The 21,417-nt window shown below is 66.3% G+C and carries 20 protein-coding genes; 4 read left to right on the plus strand and 16 right to left on the minus strand.

Translation table 11 applies throughout. The features are described from left to right. Positions 1 to 41: 41 nt before the first annotated feature. From GE073_RS19930 to GE073_RS19945, 4 genes are all read right to left on the minus strand, one after another. On the minus strand, positions 42 to 2,288 hold the full coding sequence (locus GE073_RS19930) for a Tex family protein (protein ID WP_153784161.1): 2,247 nt from the start codon (positions 2,286 to 2,288) through the stop codon (positions 42 to 44). 73 nt (positions 2,289 to 2,361) lie between these two features. After that, complete coding sequence (locus GE073_RS19935) at positions 2,362 to 2,997, minus strand: MBL fold metallo-hydrolase (RefSeq protein WP_101808246.1); 636 nt, start codon at positions 2,995 to 2,997, stop codon at positions 2,362 to 2,364. Positions 2,998 to 3,005: 8 nt separating this feature from the next. Beyond that, positions 3,006 to 3,572 carry a thioredoxin family protein gene (locus tag GE073_RS19940; RefSeq protein WP_028598506.1) on the minus strand — a complete coding sequence of 189 codons (567 nt, stop codon included), beginning with the start codon at positions 3,570 to 3,572 and terminating at the stop codon, positions 3,006 to 3,008. 66 nt (positions 3,573 to 3,638) lie between these two features. Next, positions 3,639 to 4,247 (minus strand): undecaprenyl phosphate transporter UptA, encoded by a 609-nt coding sequence (locus GE073_RS19945; protein ID WP_028598507.1) that lies wholly within the window; start codon positions 4,245 to 4,247, stop codon positions 3,639 to 3,641. A gap of 178 nt (positions 4,248 to 4,425) precedes the next feature. Between GE073_RS19945 and GE073_RS19950 the strand changes: the two genes are divergently transcribed. Beyond that, a complete protein-coding gene (locus tag GE073_RS19950) occupies positions 4,426 to 4,890 on the plus strand; it encodes a cupredoxin domain-containing protein (RefSeq protein ID WP_028598508.1) in 465 nt (154 codons plus the stop codon). Positions 4,891 to 5,038: 148 nt separating this feature from the next. Then, a complete protein-coding gene (locus GE073_RS19955) occupies positions 5,039 to 5,350 on the plus strand; it encodes a dehydrogenase (protein ID WP_153784162.1) in 312 nt (103 codons plus the stop codon). Positions 5,351 to 5,398: 48 nt separating this feature from the next. Here GE073_RS19955 and GE073_RS19960 read toward each other — a convergent pair whose 3' ends face one another. The 8 genes from GE073_RS19960 to yyaC form a co-directional block, all read right to left on the minus strand. After that, positions 5,399 to 7,021: an O-antigen ligase family protein gene (locus GE073_RS19960; RefSeq protein WP_194843414.1), complete on the minus strand. Its 1,623-nt coding sequence runs from the start codon at positions 7,019 to 7,021 to the stop codon at positions 5,399 to 5,401. A 545-nt stretch (positions 7,022 to 7,566) separates the two neighbouring features. Further along, a complete protein-coding gene (locus GE073_RS19965; protein WP_028598511.1) occupies positions 7,567 to 8,481 on the minus strand; it encodes a hypothetical protein in 915 nt (304 codons plus the stop codon). A gap of 30 nt (positions 8,482 to 8,511) precedes the next feature. Further along, entirely contained in the window at positions 8,512 to 9,594 is a 1,083-nt protein-coding gene (locus GE073_RS19970) for an HD-GYP domain-containing protein (protein WP_153784164.1), read from the minus strand. A 125-nt stretch (positions 9,595 to 9,719) separates the two neighbouring features. Then, entirely contained in the window at positions 9,720 to 11,450 is a 1,731-nt protein-coding gene (locus tag GE073_RS19975; protein WP_153784165.1) for a histidine kinase N-terminal 7TM domain-containing diguanylate cyclase, read from the minus strand. A gap of 84 nt (positions 11,451 to 11,534) precedes the next feature. Next, positions 11,535 to 12,740 carry a class I SAM-dependent methyltransferase gene (locus GE073_RS19980; protein WP_228551667.1) on the minus strand — a complete coding sequence of 402 codons (1,206 nt, stop codon included), beginning with the start codon at positions 12,738 to 12,740 and terminating at the stop codon, positions 11,535 to 11,537. Positions 12,741 to 12,851: 111 nt separating this feature from the next. Next, the gene (locus GE073_RS19985) at positions 12,852 to 13,499 is read right to left on the minus strand and encodes a DUF6483 family protein (protein WP_028598515.1); all 648 of its coding nucleotides are present in this window, start codon (positions 13,497 to 13,499) and stop codon (positions 12,852 to 12,854) included. A gap of 51 nt (positions 13,500 to 13,550) precedes the next feature. Beyond that, positions 13,551 to 14,381: an alpha/beta fold hydrolase gene (locus GE073_RS19990; protein ID WP_153784166.1), complete on the minus strand. Its 831-nt coding sequence runs from the start codon at positions 14,379 to 14,381 to the stop codon at positions 13,551 to 13,553. Between the two features lie 37 nt (positions 14,382 to 14,418). Then, complete coding sequence (yyaC, locus tag GE073_RS19995; protein ID WP_052333134.1) at positions 14,419 to 15,003, minus strand: spore protease YyaC; 585 nt, start codon at positions 15,001 to 15,003, stop codon at positions 14,419 to 14,421. A 178-nt stretch (positions 15,004 to 15,181) separates the two neighbouring features. On the opposite strand from yyaC, the gene GE073_RS20000 reads away from it, so the two are divergent. After that, entirely contained in the window at positions 15,182 to 15,412 is a 231-nt protein-coding gene (locus GE073_RS20000) for a DUF1128 domain-containing protein (protein ID WP_028598517.1), read from the plus strand. A gap of 131 nt (positions 15,413 to 15,543) precedes the next feature. Here GE073_RS20000 and GE073_RS20005 read toward each other — a convergent pair whose 3' ends face one another. The 4 genes from GE073_RS20005 to GE073_RS20020 all read right to left on the minus strand — a co-directional run bounded on the left by GE073_RS20005 (position 15,544) and on the right by GE073_RS20020 (position 20,314). Then, positions 15,544 to 15,978, minus strand: a complete 435-nt coding sequence (locus GE073_RS20005) for a hypothetical protein (RefSeq protein ID WP_228551670.1) — start codon at positions 15,976 to 15,978, stop codon at positions 15,544 to 15,546. Positions 15,979 to 16,335: 357 nt separating this feature from the next. Then, the gene (locus tag GE073_RS20010; RefSeq protein ID WP_153784167.1) at positions 16,336 to 17,991 is read right to left on the minus strand and encodes a UDP-glucose--hexose-1-phosphate uridylyltransferase; all 1,656 of its coding nucleotides are present in this window, start codon (positions 17,989 to 17,991) and stop codon (positions 16,336 to 16,338) included. Between the two features lie 59 nt (positions 17,992 to 18,050). Then, positions 18,051 to 19,037 (minus strand): UDP-glucose 4-epimerase GalE, encoded by a 987-nt coding sequence (gene galE / locus GE073_RS20015; protein WP_153784168.1) that lies wholly within the window; start codon positions 19,035 to 19,037, stop codon positions 18,051 to 18,053. Positions 19,038 to 19,135: 98 nt separating this feature from the next. Continuing rightward, on the minus strand, positions 19,136 to 20,314 hold the full coding sequence (locus tag GE073_RS20020; protein ID WP_028598521.1) for a galactokinase: 1,179 nt from the start codon (positions 20,312 to 20,314) through the stop codon (positions 19,136 to 19,138). A 241-nt stretch (positions 20,315 to 20,555) separates the two neighbouring features. Here GE073_RS20020 and GE073_RS20025 point away from each other — a divergent pair, with 241 nt between their 5' ends. Further along, entirely contained in the window at positions 20,556 to 21,407 is an 852-nt protein-coding gene (locus tag GE073_RS20025; protein ID WP_153784169.1) for an AraC family transcriptional regulator, read from the plus strand. The last annotated feature ends 10 nt before the right edge of the window (positions 21,408 to 21,417 follow it).

Raw genomic sequence — 21,417 nt, forward strand, 5'->3', positions numbered from 1 at the left:
TCCCCCGACTGCCCGAGTCGGAGGAGAGGCCTTTCGGCTTTTCAGGAAGGGTTCGGACCGCGCATCGTCAGGCCGACGCGGCCTTTTTTGAGATCGACGTTCAGCACCCAGACGGTGACGACGTCGCCGACCGACACGACGTCCATCGGATGCTTGACGAACTTGCGGCTCAGCTGAGAGATATGCACGAGGCCGTCGTTCTTGATGCCGATGTCGACAAAAGCGCCGAAGTCGATCACGTTGCGCACCGTGCCCTGCAGCTCCATGCCCGGCTGCAGGTCCTCGATCGCCAGCACGTCCTGATGGAACACCGGCGCCGCGAGCTCCTCGCGCGGATCGCGCCCCGGCCGCATGAGGCTGTCTACGATGTCGCGCAGCGTCGGCTCGCCGACGCCGATCGCCGCCGCGAGCGCCGGGATGTCGGCAGCCGCCAGCCGCTGCCGGGCCGTCTCGCCGCCGACCTCGCCGAGCGACAGGCCGAGCTGCTTGAACAGCCGGTCGACGACGCCGTACGACTCCGGATGGATCGGCGTGCGGTCGAGCGGATTTTCCGCCTCGGGGATGCGGATGAAGCCGATGCACTGCTCGTACGTCTTCGCGCCGAGCCGCGGCACCTTCTGCAGCTCCTTGCGGGAGCCGAACCGTCCGCTCTCCTCCCGATGCTTGACGATGTTTTTGGCCGTCGTCGCATTGATGCCCGCCACATAGGAGAGCAGCGACGCCGAGGCGGTGTTGACGTCGACGCCGACGTGGTTGACCGCCGATTCGACGACGCCGCCGAGCGTCTCGCCGAGCCGCTTCTGGCTGACGTCGTGCTGATACTGGCCGACTCCGATCGCCTTGGGCTCGATCTTGACGAGCTCCGCCAGCGGATCCTGGAGCCGGCGTGCGATCGACACCGCGCTGCGCTCCGCGACATCGAGCTTGGGGAATTCCTCGGCGGCGAGCTTGGAGGCGGAGTAGACGCTCGCTCCGGCCTCGTTGACGATGATGTAGCGGAGCGCCTCGGCGCCCGGCTTGCCGGCGGCGACGCGGCCGCGGATGAGCGCGGCGATGAAGCTCTCCGTCTCGCGCGAGGCGGTGCCGTTGCCGATGACGAGGAGCGTGACGCCATGGCGGTCGATCAGCGAGCCGATGAGCCGCTCCGCCTCGGCGACCTTGTTGTTCGGCGGCGTCGGATAGGCGACCGCCACCTCCAGCAGCTTGCCGGTGGCGTCGACGACCGCCAGCTTGCAGCCGGTGCGGTACGCCGGATCGACGCCGAGCACGACATGGCCGCGCACCGGCGGCTGCAGCAGCAGGCTGCGCAGATTGGCGGAGAAGATGCCGATCGCGTGCTCCTCCGCCCGCTCCGTCAGCTCCGCGCGCACCTCGCGCTCGATCGACGGCGCGATGAGCCGCTTGTACGCGTCCTCGACGACGGCGGCCAGCACGTCCCGAATCGCCGGCGCGACGCCCTGGCGGAGCGTATGGCGGAGAATATGGTCATGGATGCGCGCTGCCGGAACGTCCAGCCAGACGCGCAGCACCTCCTCGCGCTCGCCGCGGTTGATCGCGAGCGTGCGGTGAGGCGGCAGCTTGCGCAGCGGCTCCTGATAGTCGTAGTACATCTCGTACACCGATTCCGCTCCCGCTTGCCGGACCTCGGAGCGGATGACGCCCTGCTCCGCGGTGAACTTGCGCGCCCAGGCGCGGATGCGGGCGTCGTCGGCGATGCTCTCGGCGACGATGTCCATCGCGCCTTGGAGCGCTTCCTCCGGCGTCTGCGCGCCGGCCTCGCCCGTGACGTACTTGCGCGCCTCGGCGAGCGGCTCGCCCTGGCGCGGCTGCGAGAGCAGCCAGTCGGCCAGCGGCTGCAGCCCCCGCTCCCGCGCGACGGAAGCGCGCGTCTTGCGCTTTTGCCGGTACGGCCGGTACAGATCCTCGACCTCCTGCAGCTTGGACGCGGCGGAGATCGCCTGCGCCAGCTCCGGCGTCAGCTTGCCCTGCTCGCCGATCAGCCGCAGCACCTCGCGCTTGCGGTCCTCCAGATTGCGCCGGTAGGCCAGCTTCTCCTCGATGCCGCGCAGCTCGTTCTCGTCGAGCTCGCCGGTCATTTCCTTGCGGTAGCGCGCGATGAACGGAATCGTATTGCCCTCGTCCAGCAGCGACACCGCCGACTTGACCTTGCCGAGCGGCAAGCCCAGCTCCTGGGCGATGCCGCGCACGATCCGCTCCTGCTCCTCCGCCGCCTGCGCCGCCGTCCGCTCGCCCTCGGCTTCCTTCACGCCTGCTTGTTGCTCCGCCATGCCGATTCCTCCTGTCCAAAAATGAACCGCTCCCGCCGGCGGTGGGCGCCGCAGGACGGGAGCGGATGGCCGGTCATCCCAGCCGTACGTACGGATTATGGGCCATCTCGTGGCCGATCGTCGTCTTCGGCCCGTGGCCGTTGTAGACGGTCACGTCCGGGTCGAGCCGGTACAGCTTGCCCCGGATCGAGTTGAACAGATCCGCCTCGCGTCCGCCGGGCAGATCGGTGCGGCCGACCGACTCGCGGAACAGCACGTCGCCCGAGAACAGGTTCTTGCCGTGCAGGAAGCTGACGCTGCCCGGGCTGTGGCCCGGCGTGTGCAGCACGCGGAACTCGAAGCCCGCGAGCTTCAGCCGCATGCCTTCTTCGAGCGCATATTCGGCCGGATCGGTCGTCAGCGGCGGCGTCATATGGCTCCAGCGCAAGGAGCCGTTGAGCGCCGGATCGGTCAGCCAGTCCGCCTCCAGGTCATGGATGTAGACCGGACAGCCGCAAGCCTTGCGCACCTCGTCCACCCCGCCCATATGGTCGAGATGGGCATGGGTGAGCAGGATCGCATCGAGCTGGATGGAATCCTGCGCGATGCGGTTCAAGAGCGGCTTCGGGTTCATGCCGGGGTCGATGACGACGGCCCGGTTCGTTTCCTCGTTGACGAGCAGATAGCCGTTCGTCTGGATCGGTCCGAGCACGAACGGGACGATCTTCATCGCCGCCATCAGAACGAGGAGAGGAGCTCGCGCAGCTCCCGGACGATGACCGCCTGATAGCCGGTTCCTTCTCCGTACCGGCGTCCCATCTCCTGCCGCGTCAGCGACAGCTTCTCCTGGTAGTCGGGCGCCTCGCGGTCCGGGTTGTCCCGCTTGAACGCCCTCATCGCCTCCTGCACATGCTCCGGACGCGGTCCCCACGTGCCGAGCACATGGCCGCCGGTATCCGCCACGATGACGACCGGCACGGAGCGTCCGCCCATCGTCAGGAACTCGTCCATCGTGTCCAGATGCTCCTCCATGACGAGCACCTCCACCGGAACGCCGCTATTCTCGAGCGCGCGGAACACGACCGGGATGTTGCGCACGACGTCGCCGCACCATTCGGCCATCAGGATGAGCACGCGCAGGTCGTCGCGGTTGTTCAGCTGCTCGAAAAATTCCCGATCGTCCTCGCTCGGCCATTCGAACTTGTCGTACCAGTCGTCGAAAGCATCCTTGTTTTTCGTCATGCCGTCCCGGAACTGCCGGGGGCTGATGCCTTGGTTCAGCTTGCTGGCTACGCTGCGTGCCATCGGAATCACTCCTTGGGTTATGGATCGATTGCATTCATTGTATCAAATGGCGGCTCGCCTGCTCAATCAGACGGTCCGTCCGCGCGAGCGCTGGTACTTGAAAAGCGCATAAACGATCATGACCGCGAGCGCGACGAGGATCGCCGGAATCGTGTACGGGGCCGCCTTTTCCTTGATCTGGCCCCAGTTGCTGCCGAGGCTGCGCCCGATCGTCACGAACAGGATCGCCCACGGCAGCGAGGCGATCGCCGTCAGCACGGTGAACCGGGTCAGCGACATCCGGGCCATGCCGGCCGGAATCGAGATCACCTGGCGCATGACGGGCACGAAACGGGCGGTGAACACCATGCCCGGACCGTAGCGGTCGAACCAGCGCTCCGCCGCGTCGATATGCTTCGGCTTGATCTTGATGTACTTGCCGTACTTGTCGAGGAAGGGCCGTCCTCCGTACAGGCCGATCGCATAGAGGATCCACTGCTGGACGACCGCGCCGACCGTGCCGCACAGCACCGCCAGCCAAAACGTCATGCTGCCGGTCGAGACCATGTAGCCGGCGTAGCCGAGCACGATCTCGCTCGGGATGACCTCCATCGCCAGGCCGAGGATGATGCCGAAATAACCGAGCTGCTCGACGATGCCGAGCAGCTTGTCCACCAGATCATGCAGCAGATGCATGCGCTCCACTCCTTCATTTCCATCTCTCGCGGCTTTCGTCCGAGCCGCTTCTGTCATCGGTATTCTATCATAGGGCTGTCAAGAGATGCCATAGATGGATCGGCCCGTTTCCGCTGGCATGGACAGACCGTCCTCCGCATAAAAATAGGACAGCACCGGACAAGAAGGGAGACGAAGCATGAAAGCGATCATCATTACGAAACGCCAACTAAGGACGGCCGGTCTCGCGCTCGCCATCGCCGTCCTGGCGCTCGCCTGCTGGCAGCTCTACCCGAAGCAGGGGGATCCGCTCCCCGCCTCGGCCGCCGCGCAGCAGCCGGATACGGGACATGTCTATGAGATGGTGACGGGAGAATTCAAGACGACGACGCGCGGCGGCGAGGAGCTCGAGGTGTACCAATGGAGCCCGGCCACGATCATCGTGCCCAAGGGCGAGAAGGTCACGCTGCGCATCAGCGGGGTAAACGGAGCCTCCCATCCTTTCACCATCAAGGGGCTCGGCGTCAGCGGAGAGGTCAAGAAAGGCGAGACGACCGAGGTGAGCTTCGTCGCCTCCAAGGCCGGCGTGTACCCGATCGAATGCCAGATCCACACCGATCTCAAGCACAGCGGCCCGATGGTCGGCTACATTCACGTCCAGTAAGCGAAAAAAAACGAAAGAGCCTTCCTTCTCCCGAAGCGAGAAGAAAGGCTCTTTTCCTTGCGGCTTGAAGGCGCGCGCGCCTCCCGTCCATCCCCGCACCGCGGCGGCCGTCCCGGCATATAGATGGAGAACGAAAGGAGTGGGCTCCATGAACAGCCACAAGACGAAGCACGCGGCCGAGCTGCCGACGGCCCGCAAGATCCGGCGCGCCTGCAGCAACGAGCTGTACCGGACCGCCAAGCGGCTCAAGACGTTCATCCCCAAGGAGAAGATGGAGCAGGCGGAGAAGCTGTACACGAAAAAAGTGGGCCTCAACCTGATCTTCGTCCACGAAAATCACGACAACCGCAAAAAGCTGTGCGATTGGTGGGACGATAACGTCTGCGGCGACATCGCCGAGCTGTGGGAGGTCGAGCCGGAGCGGCTGCGCTTGGCGTTCCGGGATGCTTTCGGCGGCTGAGCGCCGCCGCCCTGCGCGGCGGCCCGCTCCCGTCCACGCCGGCGCCTCCTAGCCGTCTCCGCCTTCTGTCCGGGCAGCGGACGCGGGCGGAGCGAGGGACGCGCCTGCGGCCGACAGGACAAGCAGCAGCAGCCAGTAGGCGCCGTAGCACATGTCCACGTCGATCGCCGCATGCAGCAGCAGCGAGGCCGCCGGCACGGCGCCGAGCGCGCCTTTCGCGCCTGCGGCCGCGAGCAGCGCAGCGCCGAGCGCCAGCAGCAGCGCGAGGCCGGGAGCCCCGGCGGTCAGCAGCATGTCGAGGTAGCCGCTATGCACTTCCCCGGCCGCATACGGCGCCGACTGGAACGAGCCCCGCAGCAGCTCCCACGCCCGGGCGCCGTAGCCGAGCAGCCAGGATTCGCGGGCGGCGGCCCAGCCGTCGCGATAGAGCAGCAGACGCGACGCTCCGGTCGCCGCCGAGGTCGGTTCGGCGGGATCGAACCGGTCCCAGCCGCCGCCGCGGCTCAGGCTGAGCGCCGCGGCGGCGCCGAGCAGCAGGACGGCGGCGGAACGGATGCCGGCGTGCAGGACGGCCGCAGGCCCAGCTGCCGCCGCCGTAGCGGGCTGGGACAAGCGCTCGCTTGAGGCCGCCATCGTACGCTCGATCCAAACGGCGCCCGCTGCCGAAGCCGCCAGCAGGGCGAGCCAGACGGCCGCGTCCTGGGCGAGCGCCGCCTCTGTCGCCCGCTCGCGGAAGCGGGCGAGCGCGACCAGCGCAGCTGCTCCCGGCAAGCTGCTCCAGGCCGCGAGAAGCCAGCGCAGCCGCTCCGCGCGGAGCTCGCGACGGCCGGGTCCCGGCTCCGCACGGCTAGACAAGCGGCGCGCCAGCAGCAAGCCCGGAACCGCCGCCGCCAGCAGCGCCAGCAGCGCTCCTCTCGACTCGCTCAGCAGCAGCACGGCGAGGCAGGGCGGAGCCAGCCAAGCGGCGCTGCGGCGAAGCCGGGGCGAGCCGCTCCGCGCGAGAACGAGCCATTGCCACGCCAGCAGCGCGGCGGCGAAGGCGCCGAGCGCATTGCTGTACTGCAGGTAGCCGGCGAGCCTGGCGCCCGTGGCGCTCAAGCGTCCGTCGGCGGTGCGCAGCATGAAGTCAGGGCCGACGATCCAGCCGCACCAGGCGGCCAGCGAGCTTGCCGCCGCGAAGGCGGAAAAGCCTTGCAGCGCCCAGGCCGCGGCGGATACGGCCGATTCGGGCCGACGCTCTTTCCGTTGCCATGCCGCCAGCACGAGGGCCAACGAGCCGAAAGAAAGCCAGCGCAGCGCTTCTTCCACGCTGCCTTGGACGGAGACCGGCGATCCGAGGCTACGCGCCGCATAGAGCAGCGCGAGTCCGATGCAGCAAGCCGCGGCGAGCGGCAGCCTGCCGCCCCTGCTCCCTTGCGTCAAGCGCCATCCTCCCGGGTCTCCTCGTAAAAAAGCGGCAAGCCCGAATGCCGCCAGCAGCGCCAAGAAGCCATGCCCGTCGCGATCGAAAAACCAGCCGGAGCGGCGAAAAGCCGCGCTCAGCAGCAGCGCCAGTCCCGCCGCAAACGCGAGCCGATGAAACAGCTCGTCGCGCCAGCGCTGCGACTCCAAGATGCTCGCCAGTCCCGCCGCGCGCGCGAGCCGAAGTCCCGTATCCGCTCTCCCTGCCACCATTCTGGCTCCCGCTCTACGACCTATATTCCTCGCACGAGCAAGGGGACCTCTAGCCAAGAGAAGCGCCGCCCCCGCCCTCTTCGACTCCGCTTCTCCCGCCTCCATGCCATCCGCCAATTGCCGCCCCTCCTCCGCCGCTCAGTCGGCCCATGCCGCCTAGTTGAACCAACAGGCGATCGCCGCGGCCTTTGGTAGCATTCTAGCCTGCCGGAGCGCGGCTTAGACGGCCGCACTTGGCCAAGGGGACGGCCGAACAAGCGATGAAGGATGGCTCGCACATGAAAGGAGTCCCCGCCGACGAGCGAGCAAGGGAACTTCTTCCCTTGCTTCGGCGATCGGCCCCGGCCAGCCCGCGTGCAAGGGACCTTCTTCCCTTGCTTCGGCGCACGGGGCAGTCCCATTGCGAAAAGCGAAAAAAGCCGGAGAGCACGCTCTCCGGCTTCGCTGTTTCGGCATTAAAACCAACACGCTCATCAGGGCAAGCCCGCGCTTCCCGCCTGGCCTGCCGCTCTCCGCCGCGCCATTCGCGCGGACGAAGCCGGTCAGTGCTCCGCGTCCTCGCCCGGCGCGGCTTCGAGACCGGCGGCTGCGCCATCGTCCGCCGCCAGTCCGCGGCGCACCTGATAATACTGCTTCATCTGCTCGTGAAGCACGAACGCCCTCAGCTGGCGCGCTCCCTCGGCGGTGAAGCCGCTCATCCGCGCGCCGTAGCTGAGCACGCCTGCGGCGTCCTGCCGCCACAGAATCTCGAGCGTGCAGCTCAGCTCGAAGCCGAGATCCAGCACGGCGCCTACGGTGCCGTGGCATTCCAGCTCCATGCCTCCCGCAGCGCGGAAGCCGACGCCCTCCAGGCTGATGTTGGAGACGACGATCTCGGCGCGCGCGGCCTTTTCCCGCCGGCACCGCTCCTCCTCCTCGAGCAGATGCAGATCCTCCTCGTCCATGAGGCGCACGAGCTTCTCCAGCAGCGCCTCGTCGAGACCTTCATGCCGCAGCTCGTCGGACCATCTGTAGCGGAGCAGATCCGCTCTCGTCGGCTCGCGCTTCAGCCGCTCGTCGTCCAGGAGCAGGCGGCCGGGACAGTTCACCTCGACCCGCGGATGGATGCGCTTCTCGTCCATGATCCGATAGCGCTCGTAGGGGAACAGCAGCGCGAGCGACTTGGCGCGCCGGCCGATCACGCGCGTAGCCATGCGGTAGCTGCCGGACGGCGACTCCACCGTCAGCCAGACGGATTCGCCGAGACGGAACCGCTCGGGCCCTTCCGCCTCGATCTCGATCAAGTCCCCTTCGAGCAGAGTAAGCGTGCCGACCGCCGACAGCTGCCGCTGCTCGACGAGCGTGCGGCTGCCGAGGAGCAGCGCGGGTATGAGCGTCGTCTCCAGGCTGTCTCCGGCAAGTACGGCTGCCGGCTCTTCTGCTGCTTGAGCGGGAGCCGTTGAATCAGGCTGCATCATCTTGATCCTCCCCAATCCTTAGTGGCCAAGCTAAATCTCGCGAACGATCGTCACATGAAGCTGGTCCCGCAGATCGATCTCGTAAGGCTCGGCCGGCACTCTGCCTCCAGCCTCGCGGATGATCCGGATGACCGGACGATGGACAGCCACCTGGAAATTGCGCGCGACGACTCCGATCTGGCCTGTGCTGAGCAGCACGGTCGTCGACACCGGGTACATGGAAATATGGCTGCAGAACAGCCGCACCAGCTCCAGGTCGAAATACGTGTTGCCGGCCGCGAACAGGAACTCGATCGCCTCCGACGGGGTATAGCGCTTGCGGTACGACCGCGACGAGGTGAGCGCGTCGAACACGTCGGCGATGGCGACGATCTGCGCGTATTCGTGGATCTCGCCGCCGCGCAGGCCGCGGGGATAGCCGCTGCCGTCGTAGCGCTCGTGATGCTGCAGGGCGCAGTGAGCCGACAGCAGGGACAGATCATGCTCCTTCCGGAGCAGATCGTAGCCGTCGACCGCATGGCGCTCCATGACCTTGCGCTCCTCGGCCGTGAGCGGTCCCTTTTTGTCCAGGATGGCGCGGGGAACCTTGGTCATGCCGATGTCGAACAGCAGCGCGCCGATGCCGAGCTCCTCCAGCTGATTGCGGTTGTAGCCCTTGGCGATGCCGATGATGCCAGCCAGCACCGCCACGTTGATCGAATGCTGGAATAGATAGGAGTCGTGGGTGTTGATCTCGCTCAGCCCGGCGAACACGTCCTCTCGGCGCATGACATCGTTCAGGATCTCGCTGAATACCGACCGGAAGACGCGGCCTAGCTCCGGCCGTGCCGCCCGCCCCTTGACGGCGGACTGGCTCATCTGGTCGGCGACCAGCTTGTGCATCGCCGCGGCCGCCTTGCGGCGGGTCTCCTCGCGCAGCGTCTCGTTCGGCTCGATGCCTGCGGTAAGCTCGTCCTCGATATAGACGATGTCGACGCCAAGATCGCGCAGCCGCTGGATGAACCGCTCGCTCAGCGGCATGCCCTCCCCCAGCAGCACGTTGCCGTCCTCGCGGAAGATCGGCTTGGCCAGCGTCGCGCCGGGCTGGATGCGGTCGAGTTGTACTTTTCTCATGCTTGGGCTCCACTTTCTTTTGGTCCAGCCGGAATTGAGCTGACATACGGGATTTTCCTTCTATTCTACCAAATGGTTCGAAGAGTTGTCATTCCTTTGAGGGGGTCGAACGTCCCGAAGTATACCTAGGCCCTTCTCCTTCCGACCATGCAGTTGCGCCCGTTGCCCTTCGCCTCGTAGAGCGCGGCGTCCGCTTCCTCGAACAATTCCCGCAAATAGGCCTTCGGGTCCTTGATTCCGAGCGGACTCTCGTTTTCGACCGACAAGACGCCGAGGCTGATCGTAATCGACAGCGTCAGTCCCGGCCGTCCCGTAGCGACCCGGTTCGCCTCTACCCCGATCTTGAGCCGTTCGGCGAGGCGCTCGGCCTGCAGGCGGGTCGTGTGGGGGAGATAAACCGCGAATTCCTCTCCGCCATAGCGGGCGAGCACGTCGGAGCGACGCAGCATGCCCTTGACGGCCGTCGCCGTCTCCAGCAGCACCTCGTCCCCGACGAGATGCCCGTGACGGTCGTTGATGCCTTTGAAATGGTCGATGTCGAACAGGATGATCGCGAACGGAATCCGGTACCGGACGTTCGCCACCACCTCCTGCTCCAGCCGCTGCATGAGAAAGCGGCGGTTGTAGCAGCCGGTCAGGCTGTCCGTCGTCGCCATCTCCTCCAGCTTGAGATTGGCCCGGAACAGCTCCTCCTGGATCTGGACCAGCTCGCGGTTGCGGAGCTGCAGCATCTCGTTCTGCCGATGCTTCTCCTCGACGAGCTGGCGGATCTCCGAGACGTCCTGGAACGTGACGACCCGCCCCAGCAGCTCGCGCTCCCCCGACACAATCGGAGAAGCGTGCACCTGGACGTGGAGCAAAGGCGCGCCGGGCAGGTCGGATGCGCTCAGCACCAGCTCCTGCAGGATCGGCTCCGCCACCGCCTCGCCGGCTCGGCCGAGCTCCGCGGCCGTTTCTCCGGAAGGCCTTTTTTGCGAGCGCAAAAAAGCGCCCAGATCGAAGCGGTCCCCGCTCTGCACGGACAGATAACGCTGCAGCGAACGGTTGGCCTCCAGCACCGTGCCTTCCGCGTCGAGCACGAGCAGGCCGGCCGACATCGAATCGGCGATGTCCTGCTGGGCGATGCGCACGATGTCGAACACGCGGTAGCGGTCGATGGAGACGCAGAAATAGAGGGCGGTCAGCGCGAGCCCGACCGAGGAGATGCCGGAGATATCGGGAAATCGGCTGTCGTAGACGACGTTGACGAGCAGGTCCAGCCAGCCGAAAAGCAGGAACAGCAGCAGCCCCTTGAGAGCCATCCCGACCTGCTTGCGATGGCGAAGCGTCGTTCCTGCGCGCAGCGCCGAGAGGATGCAGGCGATCGACAGTCCCGCCATCAGCATGAGCTGGGCCAGCAGCGCCCAGGACAGCGGACCGAACCGCTGCACCGCGCCCGCGCCGTCCCCGGAGAAGAGGAAGAACTGCCGAGGCTCGGCCAGCACGAGCGCTGCGAGCAGCGCGGTCGGACCGGCCAGCAGCGCAAGCGTCCGCCGGGTCAGGAGATAGGAGCGTCCCGTCAGGAAGCAGACGAAGACGAGCCAGCCGAGCCCTTGCAGCGACAGCCCCGCGTAAGAGATCGAACGGAAAAGCAATTGGTATTGGACGATCGTCGTCGTTTGGAGGAGAAACTGGGAGAGAGGCCAGAGGAGCATGAAAAAGTGAAAAACCAAATACGCCTTATGCAGGCGTGTTATTGGATTATGAATAAAAATATAAAAAAACAGGCCGAGCATGAAGACAGACACACTGAAATCAATCCAAATCCATGATTCCAAGCCCTTCACCCATCCCTGCATCGTTCCATTGTCTTCCATTATAGCACAGGATCGAGGCAATTCCAGCACGGATTGACGCTTGGGAGAAGGGCCGATTCCAGGTGCCGGGCAACGTCCGGCCGTTTATTCCGGGAGCCTTCCGGCACTGCGGAGCATCCTCTCGAGAGCGGGATCGAGGCTCAGCGAGTCGCGGTAGCGACGGTACTCCTCCCACTTCCGGAGGCGATGCTCGGCGGCAGAGCCCGACTCCCGGCGGCGGACGGCGCGGATGAGCAGGTTTTTGGGCGTATGCTCCGGATCGATGAACTCGAGCACCTGGGTCCGGTAGCCGGCCGCCTCCAGCAGCGAGGCGCGAGCCGCGTCGGTGGCGAGCGCGGCGAAGCGCTCCTTGAGCAGGCCGTGGTCGAGCAGCGGCGCGAGCGGCTCGCTCCGGATCTGGCGGAACGCCTCATGCTGGCAGCAGGGCACCGAGAGGATGACCGAGGCGTCCCAGCCGACCGCTTTGGCCAAGGCGGCGTCGGTCGCCGTATCGCAGGCATGCAGCGTGACGACCATGTCGGCTTGCTCGAGCCCTCCGAACTGGCCGATGTCGCCGACCTGGAACGACAGCCTGTCGTAGCCGAGCCGCTCCGCCAGCGCCGAGCAGAACGCGATGACATCCTCCTTCAGATCGAGCCCGATGACGCGCAGCGGCCGCTTCTGCTCGACGGCCAGCAGATGGTAGAGGGCGAACGTGAGATACGATTTGCCGCAGCCGAAGTCGACGATCGTCAGCTCGCGCCCCGTCGGCAGCTCTGCCGCCACGTCCTGCACCATCTCGAGGAAACGGTTGATCTGGCGGTACTTGTCCTGCTTGTCCGCCTTCACCTTGCCCTCGCGGGTCAGGATGCCCAGCTCCTGCAGGAACGCCGGCGCCTCGCCCTCCGTCAGCACCCGCTTCTTCATCCGGTCATGCGACGGAGCGTCGGCCGCCGCCTTGCCGGTCGGCGGCTTGCGCAGCAGCGCGGCTTTTCCTTTTTTGGAGATCAAGACCTGCAGATCGGCCTCCTTGGTCTTGACGAGCGCCTGCCGGTAGCCGGCGCGCAGCAGTCCGGCCATGCGGCCGGCGGCGTCGCCGGGCTCGACGTTCTCATGCAGCACCTTCGTCGGGTAGTGCTTTTCGAACTGGTAGCGCAGTCCCGCCTTCAGCCGCACCGGCCGCACGACCGTGCGAGGAGGCAGGCCGCCTTCTTCCTCGGCCGAGCCTTTCGCTCCGCTGAACGTCGCCTGCAGCAGCGCCTCCTGTCCGACCGCCTCCTCCAGCGCCTGTTCCCACTCTTCTTTCATCATCCCTGCATTCGGCTCCTTTCTTTCCCGCAGCGAAAAGCAAGGCCCCGAGCCGCATCTGCCGGCTGGGGCCGCTTCCGCCGTCCGCGCCGCTTGCCGGCGCTCGGTCGCATTCTATTCCTTGCCGGTCTCGGCGAGCCAAGGCTTCGCCGCCTCCAGCAGCTCCTGGCGGCTCAGTCCGCCCCGCTCCAGGCTCTCATCCGTCAGATGCTGCAGCCGGCCGTAAAAACGACCGAGCTCGCCCGGCTCCAGCCGGCCGTCCTCGTGCAGCTCGTACCACAAATCCTCGGCGCGATCGTACCGCCCCTGCTCCTCGCGCCAAGCGGCGATCCGGCGCTTGCTGTCCGGGGGCAGCTCATAGGCGGACAGCTCCCCGAGCAGCCGCTCGGCGTCGCCGTCCGGGCTCGGCTCCGCGCCGTACGAAGAGGCTCGCAGCAGCAGATGCAGCGCCCTCAGCCGCGTATGGAACGCGGCGCTTTCGTGGCCGAGGTCGTCCTGTACGGACGCTTCTTCCCGCAGCAGCAGCCCGAGTCCGAGCAGCAGGGACGGGTCCGGATCGCCGGAACGGGACAGCATGCGGACGAGATCGTCCTCGGACAAGCTTTTGAGCAGCCTGCCGTTCATGCCGAACTGCCGGTCGAGCAGCTCCTCGACGACCTGCAGCGCCTCCTCCTGCTTGCCGGCCTTGCGCAGGCCGAGGATCGTCGCCGATACTTGCGCCATGCCCTCGATCATCCGCATGATGTAATCCCTCTGGAACATGCGATCCCTCCTCCGATGATGCCTCGCGACGACTGCCGGCCGGACCGCCCGCTAGCGGCTCTGCCCCGGCAAGAAGCCGAGCCAGTCCCGGATAAGTCCGGCCAGCCGCTCCGGCTGCTCCATCATGCTCATATGTCCCGCTCCGTCCAGCGTTTCCTTGCGCGTCCGGGGCGCCTCGGCGGCAAATGCCTTGGCCGGCGGCACGACGCCGTCCTCGCTGCCCGCGACGAGCAGCAGCGGCGCTTCCAGCGACTGCAGCACGGAGCTGCGGTCGGGGCGAGCCTTCATGCCGCGCGCCGCCGCGGCGGCTGCGGACGCGGCCGTGCCGTAGCCGATCTCCTTGGCCTTGTCCAGCAGGCTGCCGTCCGCTCCGGGCGCGAACAGCTTCGGCACGAGCCCGTCCACGAACGGCACGATGCCGTCCGCAGCCAGCGCGGCCGCGGCCTTGTCCCGGCCCTCGCGGGCTTCGGGGCTGTCCGGCAGCGGCGTCGAGTGGATCAGGCCGAGTCCTGCGAGCAGCTGCGGATGCCGCTCGGCCAGCGCGAGCGCGGCGTAGCCCCCCATCGAATGGCCGAGCACGACCGCCGGGCCAACCTCGAGCGACTCGAGCAGCTCCGCGACATCGTCGGCGAGCGTCTCCATGCCGATGATCTCCTCGCCGGCGGCGGATGACTGGCCATGCCCGCGCAGATCGAGCGCGATGACCCTTCCATGCGGCTCGAGCAGCGGCAGCAGCGGCTCCCAATAGGCGGAGCTGCCGCAAAATCCGTGCAGCAGCACAAGCGCGGTTCCAGCCTCGCCGCCTCTTCCGTTGTCGCGGTAGGCCAGATCGGCGCCTCCTTGAAGCGTAAGCCTGCGGTTGGCGAGCGTTCGGTTCGACATCGACATCCTCATCCTTTCGTCGTGCATGTAGTCGTCCTTATTGCCGCGGCGAGCCGGGCATCAAACCTGCCGGCGCGCGGTCCTCCCCCGGCCAGGCCGCCGCCGCCGCATCCGCGATCGTGCGGGCCATGCCGAGCACCCGGTACAGGCTCGTCGTCTGAATGATCCAATACGGCTTATGTCCCTGCGTGTTGACGACCGCCGCCACGCTGTAATCGCCGACCGGCGGCAGATGCTGGCCGATCGCCTGGCCCGGCTGCAGCGGCCCGCTGCGCACCAGATACAGTCCGGTCGACTCGGCCCTCCCGAGGCAGGCGTCGATCGCTACGACGCAGCTCGCCTCCTGCAGCGTCGCGAGGATCGGCCCGACCTGCTCCGAGTCGCAAGGATGCTCCAGCGTGCCCAGCACGCGCGGAAAGCCGAGCTCCGCCAGCAGCGAGCCGGCCAGCGGCCCGAGCGAATCTCCCGTGGAGCGGTCGCTGCCGATGCAGAGGAAAACGACGTCCTCCCGAGCCGGGAACTTGGCCGCCACCGCCTCGAAAAACGTCTGCAGCCCGGCCTTGTCCACGCGAGCCCATTTGGCCGAATCTTCCATCCGGTTCGTTTTTGGTTCACGATTCATTATCCGCACCCTCATTAACGCGGGGTGAGCGCCGCCTGATGCCGCCGTCCGCTCCCTGACCCGCCCGTCTCGCTTCATTGTAACGGATGTGCGGGAGCAGATTCAACGAGCTCTCGGCGAGCGGCCGGCATTCATGATACAATGGACCGAAAGCAGAGCAAGTCCACAGGAGGAACCTATGCCAGATCTCAACGAGCCTACCCAGCAAAACGTCGAATTCATGATCGAGGCGATCAAGGAGAAGCTCCGCATGGCGACGGCCGCCGCGATGCAGGCCTCTTCCTTCTCCATCGACCGCTACGAGGACATCCGCGACCTGTACGAGGTCGTCGCCTCCAAGCCGTCGTTCAGCATCTCCGAGGTGGAGGCGCTCGTCTCCGAGCTCGGCAAGCTCCGCAGGGTCGGCTGACGGCCGGCACCGGAAGCGCCGTCCCCGCCCTTCATCCGGCCCCGCGCCGGAAAGGTCCGACATCAAAACAAGGTACCCGCGCGCAGCAGCGGGTACCTTGTTTGGCGTTTCATGGCGCGATGCGATCCGGCTTAGACGGCCGTCTGCTCTTCTTCCTGGCCCTCTTCGGAGGCGCCGGCCTCCTCGGCAGCCGCTTCCACGGAGAGGCGTACGGATACGCTCTTCTGCTCGCCGCGCAGGAAGGCCGCGAGGCGCTCCAGCTTGTCGGCGAGCTCCGGTCCCGTCAGCGTCACGTTCAGCTGGTAGCCGAACTGATCGGCCGGCAGCTTCTGCTCGCGGGCCGGGTAGGAGAAGCTCGTCCGCTCTCCCGCCGGAGCCTGGCTGCCGTTCAGCTGGTCCGGGTAGAACTTGTCCGATTTGTTGACGACGCGCTCGTAGATGCGCAGCTTCTTGAGCAGCATGTAGTACTGGGCGGAATGCTTGAAGTTCCAGGCTTCGCGGATATCCTTGAGCGTGTAGTCCGCCTTCCAGCGCTTCAGCTTCTCGACCTGTTCGTCCGAGTCCAATTTCAGAAAATCCTCAAGCGGCATAATTTGCATCGTTTTCGTTTCCCCTCCACATTAACATGTCGAACGTGATAATAGTCAATTTATTAACGTTTATATATAAAAAAATACCATAGAAACGAACGTTCTACAATTGATTTTTTAATTTATTTTTACAATCGACCTCTTGATGACGCCATTTTTGATCAATCTATGAACATCGGTAAATTTCGACCAGAAATTTTGTTCACATTCATGCAGATTCGACAGAATGCGCCTCGATCGGAATGCAAAAAAGACGAAGCCCGGAGGCTCTCCCGCCCCCGGGCTTCGTCCTGATGCTTTTGCTCCGGCTCCGACCCTGCGCCGCCGCTTCGGTCAACCAGCCGGCACGAGGCCGGCCGAGGCCAGGAAGCGTCCGAACGCTTCCCGTCCTTCTCCGGTCTGCTTGTACACTCCCGCATCCCGCAGCACCTGCAGGAACTTGTCGCCAGCCGAAGCCTCCACGAGCCGCAGCGCCTTTCCGCGCTCCAGCGCCGCGCCGCCGGCCGAAGCCTGCAGCTCCTCCAGCCAGAGCCGATGCTGCCCCATCGTCGGCGGTCCTTCCGCCAGCGCCTGCTCCCACGAGGCCGAGCCGTCCAGGCAGGAGGCGAGCAGCTCCATCTCCTGCTTCAGCCGGCCGGGCAGCACGGCCAGTCCCATCACCTCGATCAGGCCGATGTTCTCCTTTTTGAGATGATGCAGCTCGCGATGAGGATGGAAAATGCCCTCCGGATGCCGCTCGCTCGTGCGATTGTTGCGCAGCACGAGGTCGAGCTCGTAGGAGCCGTCCGCTCCTCTGCGGGCGACCGGGGTGATCGTGTTGTGCGGCACCCGCTCGCCGTTCTGGACGCTGGACGCCAGCACCTCCGCCTCGGGATCGCTGTACCCTCGCCAGGCCGCGAGCAGCTCGCCCGCCGCCCGCCGCAGCCGGTCCGGATCGCTGCCGCTGACGCGCAGCACGCTCATCGGCCAGCGGACGATGCCGAAGCGGAGATCCTCGTAGCCGGGATGGCGGAAGCTCGCCTCGATCGGCGCCGTCTGCATCGGGAACGCATGATGGCCCCCCTGGAAATGGTCATGGCTCAGAATCGAGCCGCCGACGATCGGCAGGTCGGCGTTGGAGCCGACGAAATAATGCGGCAGCTGCCGGACGAAGTCGAGCAGCCGTCCGAAGCTCTCCTCGCTGATCGCCATCGGCACATGCTCGGCGCGGAACACGATGCAGTGCTCCTTGTAGTACACATAAGGCGAATACTGCAGGAACCATGCCTCGCCGCTCAGCTGGAGCGGCAGGATGCGGTGGTTTTGGCGGGCCGGATGGTCCGCGCGTCCCGCGTAGCCCATGTTCTCCTTGCAGAGCAGGCATTTCGGGTAGCTCGACGGAGGCAGCGTCTTGAGCAGGGCGATCTCGGCGGGGTCCTTTTCGGGCTTGGACAGGTTCACCGTAATCTCCAGCTCGCCGTACTCCGTCGGATGCGTCCAGCTCCGGTTCAGCTCGACGCGGTCCATGCGGATGTAGTTGCTGTCGACGTTGAGCCGGTAGAACCAGTCGGTCGCCGCCGCCACGCCCTGGCTCGCCGCGGTCAGGGCGAAGCGCGCCTGCGTCTCCGACGGCCTCGGCAGGAGCAGCCCCATGATGCGCGCATCGAGCAGATCCCGCTGCGTCACGGTCCGGTCCGGCACGATGCCGGCTTCCGCCGCATAATCGAGCAGCGGAGCGAGCAGCTCCGGCATGCCCGGGCCGTCGGCGGACGGGGAGGCGCCGGCTGTGCCGGACGCCCAGGCGGGCGGCTCGAGCAGGCCTTGGCTCCAGGCCGGCCGTTCTTCCTCGCCGGGCAGCGGCGCGTCGAAGCCGAGCAGGTCGAGAACGGCGTTGCGGGCCGCGCCGGCGTCGAGCGGCTCGAGCAGGCCGCGCCTCAGCGCGCCGGCGATCAGTGCCTCGACCGCCTGCAGCGCCTGCTCGGCGGACGAAGCGGGTTGATGCGTTGTCATGGGATGCAGCTCCTTTCTAGATGGAACGGGCCGGACTAGGGCGTGCTTGCCTGCACGCCTTAGCCGCGGTACCCTTGCGGACGGGACTGGTGCCAGGCCCAGGCGGAGGCGATGATCGCCTCCAGATCGCTGCGATGCGGATTCCAGCCCAGCTCGGCGCGAGCCTTTTCCGAGGAGGCGATCAGCACCGCCGGGTCGCCGGAGCGGCGCGGCTCGATGACGGCCGGAATCTCGCGTCCGGTCACGCGGCGGGCGATGTCGATCACTTGCTTGACCGAGAAGCCGTGCCCGTTGCCGAGGTTGTAGACGGCGCTCGTCTCGCCTCTGCGCAGCCGCTCGACCGCAAGGATATGCGCGTCCGCCAGGTCGCTGACATGGATGTAGTCGCGCACGCAGCTGCCGTCCTCGGTCGGATAGTCTTCGCCGAATACCGAGATATGCGGCCGCTGGCCAAGCGCCGTCTGCAGCACGATCGGAATGAGATGCGTCTCCGGATCGTGGTCCTCGCCGATCTTGCCGCTCTCGTGCGCGCCGGCCGCATTGAAGTACCGCAGCGAGACGTAGCGGAACTCATGGGCCGTCTCGAACCAGCGGATCATCTTCTCCATCGCGAGCTTCGTCTCGCCGTAGGCGTTGGTCGGCTCGGTCCGGTCACTCTCGCGAATCGGGACGCTCTCCGGCTCTCCGTAGGTCGCGGCCGTGCTGGAGAACACGATGCGCTTCACGCCGGCGCGGTTCATCGCCTCCAGCAGGCAGAGCGTGCCGTATACGTTGTTGTGGTAGTACTTGCCGGGCAGCTTCATGCTCTCGCCGACGAGCGAGTTCGCCGCGAAGTGGATGACCGCGTCGATCTCATTCTCGCGGAAGATGCGGTCCAGCAGCTCCTCGTCGCGAAGATCCCCCTCGTACAGGCGTCCTCCTGTGACGGCCTCGCGGTGGCCCTGCTGGAGGTTGTCGACGACGACGACCTCTTCTCCCTTTTCCAAAAGCGCGGCTACGGCATGCGAGCCGATATAGCCCGCGCCTCCCGTTACCAGAACTGCCATGCTGATCTCTCCTCTCCCAAGCTCATGCGGTCTCTGCCAGGCTTGCCGCCTCTACGATCATACGACAAACCCCGCCTCCGGCATATGGTCCGCGAAGGCTAGACGTCGATCCGGGACACGCCGTCGCCGATCGAGCAGACGTAGAAGTCCGCCTGCAGCCCCGTCGCCGCGGCGTACTCGGCTCCGACCTGCTCGCGGAAGCGGTCCACGCTGTCCTTATGGACGAGCGAGACGGTGCAGCCGCCGAAGCCGGCGCCCGTCATGCGCGAGCCGAGCACGCCCGGCACCTTGCGCGCGGCGTCGACCATCGCGTCGAGCTCGCGACCCGTCACCTCGTACAGATCGCGCAGCGAGTCATGCGAGGCGTTCATCAGCCGGCCGAAAGCCGCCAGATCGCCCTGCTCCAGCACGTCGACCGACTGCAGCACGCGGTCGATCTCCTCGACGACATGCCGCGCGCGGCGCCGCACCGTCTCGCTGGCGATGCGGCTCTCCTCGGCGCGCAGCTGCTCCGGCGTCAGCTGGCCGAGCAGCGTCAGCTCCGGATAGGCGGAGCGCAGCTCCTGCACGGCCTGCTCGCATTCGGCGCGCCGCTCGTTGTACTTGGAGTCGACGAGTCCCCGCCGTTTGTTGGTGTTGCCGATGACGAGCACATGGTCGCCCGACTCGAACGGAACGTGGCGGAACTCGAGCGTGTCGCACATCAGCAGCATCGCCTGGCCCTCGCGGCCGTTCGCGACGGCGAACTGGTCCATGATGCCGCACTGCACGCCGTTGAACTCGTTCTCGGACCGCTGCGCCAGCAGCGCCAGCTCGGTGAGGTCGACCGGATGCCCGCCTTCGGTCAGCAGCGCGTAGCCGGTGACGACCTCGATCGAAGCGGAGGAGGACAAGCCCGAGCCGTTCGGAATCTCGCCATGGTAGAGCAGGTCGAAGCCTTTCTCCGGTCCCCGTCCGCTTTTTTGCAGCTCATGGACGATGCCCTTCGGATAGTTGCTCCAGTCGTCCTCCTCGCGATGCGCGATGCCGTCCAGCGCCACGTCGAACCGCTTGTCCGGGAAATTCGTCGAGGCGAACCGCAGCAGGCGGTCCTCCCGCGGCCGCAGCAGCAGCGTCGTGCCGAACGTGAGCGCGGCCGGGAACACGTAGCCGCCGTTGTAGTCGGTATGCTCGCCGATCAGATTGACCCGGCCCGGAGCCTGGTAGAAGCGGATGTTCTCCGCCTCTCCGCCAAACAAAGTCAGGAACGAATCCGTCAGCTGTTTCAAATCCGCCATGTTCAATCATCCTTTTCTCGGAATTGGTCATTATAGACAAATCGGGCCCGAGCGGCCTTGCCTCTCCGGCTCCGGGCCGCGCCTTTCACGCTTGCCGCGACGCTCGTTACAGTCTCAGTATACGTCCGGCAAAGCTCGCACGGAATGGCAGCATGTGAACTGGATATGGATATATGTGACTTCTTCTGTTCAACCAAGCCCGTCGCGGATACAATCTAGCTTATAAAGGAGGCGCTTGCGAGTGAAGGAATTCTACTATCGCGTCGCGTCCAGCGCGGAGACGGGCGCCGGACAGCCGCTGGAGATCCTGTTTGCCGGCGAGGGCCAGACGCGGCCCGGCCATCGGATCGGCCCGAAGGTGTACGACTTTTACCTGCTCCATCATGTGCTGTCCGGCCGCGGCCGCTTCACGGGCGGCGGCGCCGAGCATGAGCTCGGCGCCGGCCAGTCGTTCCTGATCGAGCCGGAGCAGCTCGTCTCCTACGAGGCCGACCGCGCCGATCCGTGGGCGTACCGCTGGATCGCCTTTCGCGGGCCTTGGGCGGCCGAGGCGGCCGCCGCCTTCGGCGCGGGCCGGACGGTCGCCGATACGGGGCGCAGCCGCCGGCCGGCCGCCGCCCTGCGGCTGGCGATGGACGCCCTGCGCCAGCCGGCGGGAGCGCAGCTCGCCGCGGCGGGCGGCCTGCAGCTGGCGCTCGGCGAGATCGCCCGCGCCTGCGCGCGCCGCGACGAGCCCGGCGATGCGCCGGGCGGCGCGGAGGAGGACAACGCGCTCGTGCGCGCGCTGCTGCGGCTGCTGTCGACGCAGTATGCCGAGCCCGTTACGATGGAAGGCATCGCCGAGTCGCTCGGCTACAGCCGCGCGTACCTGTCCCGCGTGTTCAAGCGCCATACCGGCGCGACGCCGGTCTCGTACCTGCTGCGGCTGCGCATCGACAAAGGCCGGCTCATGCTGCGCGAGCGCAAGGATCTGACGATCGAGCAGATCGCCTCCTCCGTCGGCCTGCAGGACGCGCTTTATTTCTCGCGGCAGTTCCGCCGCTTCTACGGCGAATCGCCGAGCGAGTACAGGCAGTCGGTATGGGGCTCCTGACCTCCATCCC

The sequence above is a fragment of the Paenibacillus sp. B01 genome (assembly GCF_009649995.1).
In the GTDB taxonomy this organism is placed as follows: domain Bacteria; phylum Bacillota; class Bacilli; order Paenibacillales; family Paenibacillaceae; genus Paenibacillus_O; species Paenibacillus_O pasadenensis.

What these genes read in the sequence shown, in the direction of transcription:
- galE (WP_153784168.1), bottom strand. Translation starts at nt 19,037, where the DNA reads ATGGCAGTTCTGGTAACGGGAGGCGCGGGCTATATCGGCTCGCATGCC.
- GE073_RS19950 (WP_028598508.1), top strand. Translation starts at nt 4,426, where the DNA reads ATGAAAGCGATCATCATTACGAAACGCCAACTAAGGACGGCCGGTCTC.
- GE073_RS19970 (WP_153784164.1), bottom strand. Translation starts at nt 9,594, where the DNA reads ATGAGAAAAGTACAACTCGACCGCATCCAGCCCGGCGCGACGCTGGCC.
- GE073_RS20020 (WP_028598521.1), bottom strand. Translation starts at nt 20,314, where the DNA reads ATGGCGGATTTGAAACAGCTGACGGATTCGTTCCTGACTTTGTTTGGC.
- GE073_RS19980 (WP_228551667.1), bottom strand. Translation starts at nt 12,740, where the DNA reads ATGATGAAAGAAGAGTGGGAACAGGCGCTGGAGGAGGCGGTCGGACAG.
- GE073_RS20010 (WP_153784167.1), bottom strand. Translation starts at nt 17,991, where the DNA reads ATGACAACGCATCAACCCGCTTCGTCCGCCGAGCAGGCGCTGCAGGCG.
- GE073_RS19985 (WP_028598515.1), bottom strand. Translation starts at nt 13,499, where the DNA reads ATGTTCCAGAGGGATTACATCATGCGGATGATCGAGGGCATGGCGCAA.
- GE073_RS20000 (WP_028598517.1), top strand. Translation starts at nt 15,182, where the DNA reads ATGCCAGATCTCAACGAGCCTACCCAGCAAAACGTCGAATTCATGATC.
- GE073_RS19935 (WP_101808246.1), bottom strand. Translation starts at nt 2,997, where the DNA reads ATGAAGATCGTCCCGTTCGTGCTCGGACCGATCCAGACGAACGGCTAT.
- GE073_RS19955 (WP_153784162.1), top strand. Translation starts at nt 5,039, where the DNA reads ATGAACAGCCACAAGACGAAGCACGCGGCCGAGCTGCCGACGGCCCGC.
- GE073_RS19965 (WP_028598511.1), bottom strand. Translation starts at nt 8,481, where the DNA reads ATGATGCAGCCTGATTCAACGGCTCCCGCTCAAGCAGCAGAAGAGCCG.
- GE073_RS19975 (WP_153784165.1), bottom strand. Translation starts at nt 11,450, where the DNA reads ATGGAAGACAATGGAACGATGCAGGGATGGGTGAAGGGCTTGGAATCA.
- GE073_RS19940 (WP_028598506.1), bottom strand. Translation starts at nt 3,572, where the DNA reads ATGGCACGCAGCGTAGCCAGCAAGCTGAACCAAGGCATCAGCCCCCGG.
- GE073_RS19945 (WP_028598507.1), bottom strand. Translation starts at nt 4,247, where the DNA reads ATGCATCTGCTGCATGATCTGGTGGACAAGCTGCTCGGCATCGTCGAG.
- GE073_RS19930 (WP_153784161.1), bottom strand. Translation starts at nt 2,288, where the DNA reads ATGGCGGAGCAACAAGCAGGCGTGAAGGAAGCCGAGGGCGAGCGGACG.
- GE073_RS19990 (WP_153784166.1), bottom strand. Translation starts at nt 14,381, where the DNA reads ATGTCGAACCGAACGCTCGCCAACCGCAGGCTTACGCTTCAAGGAGGC.
- yyaC (WP_052333134.1), bottom strand. Translation starts at nt 15,003, where the DNA reads ATGAATCGTGAACCAAAAACGAACCGGATGGAAGATTCGGCCAAATGG.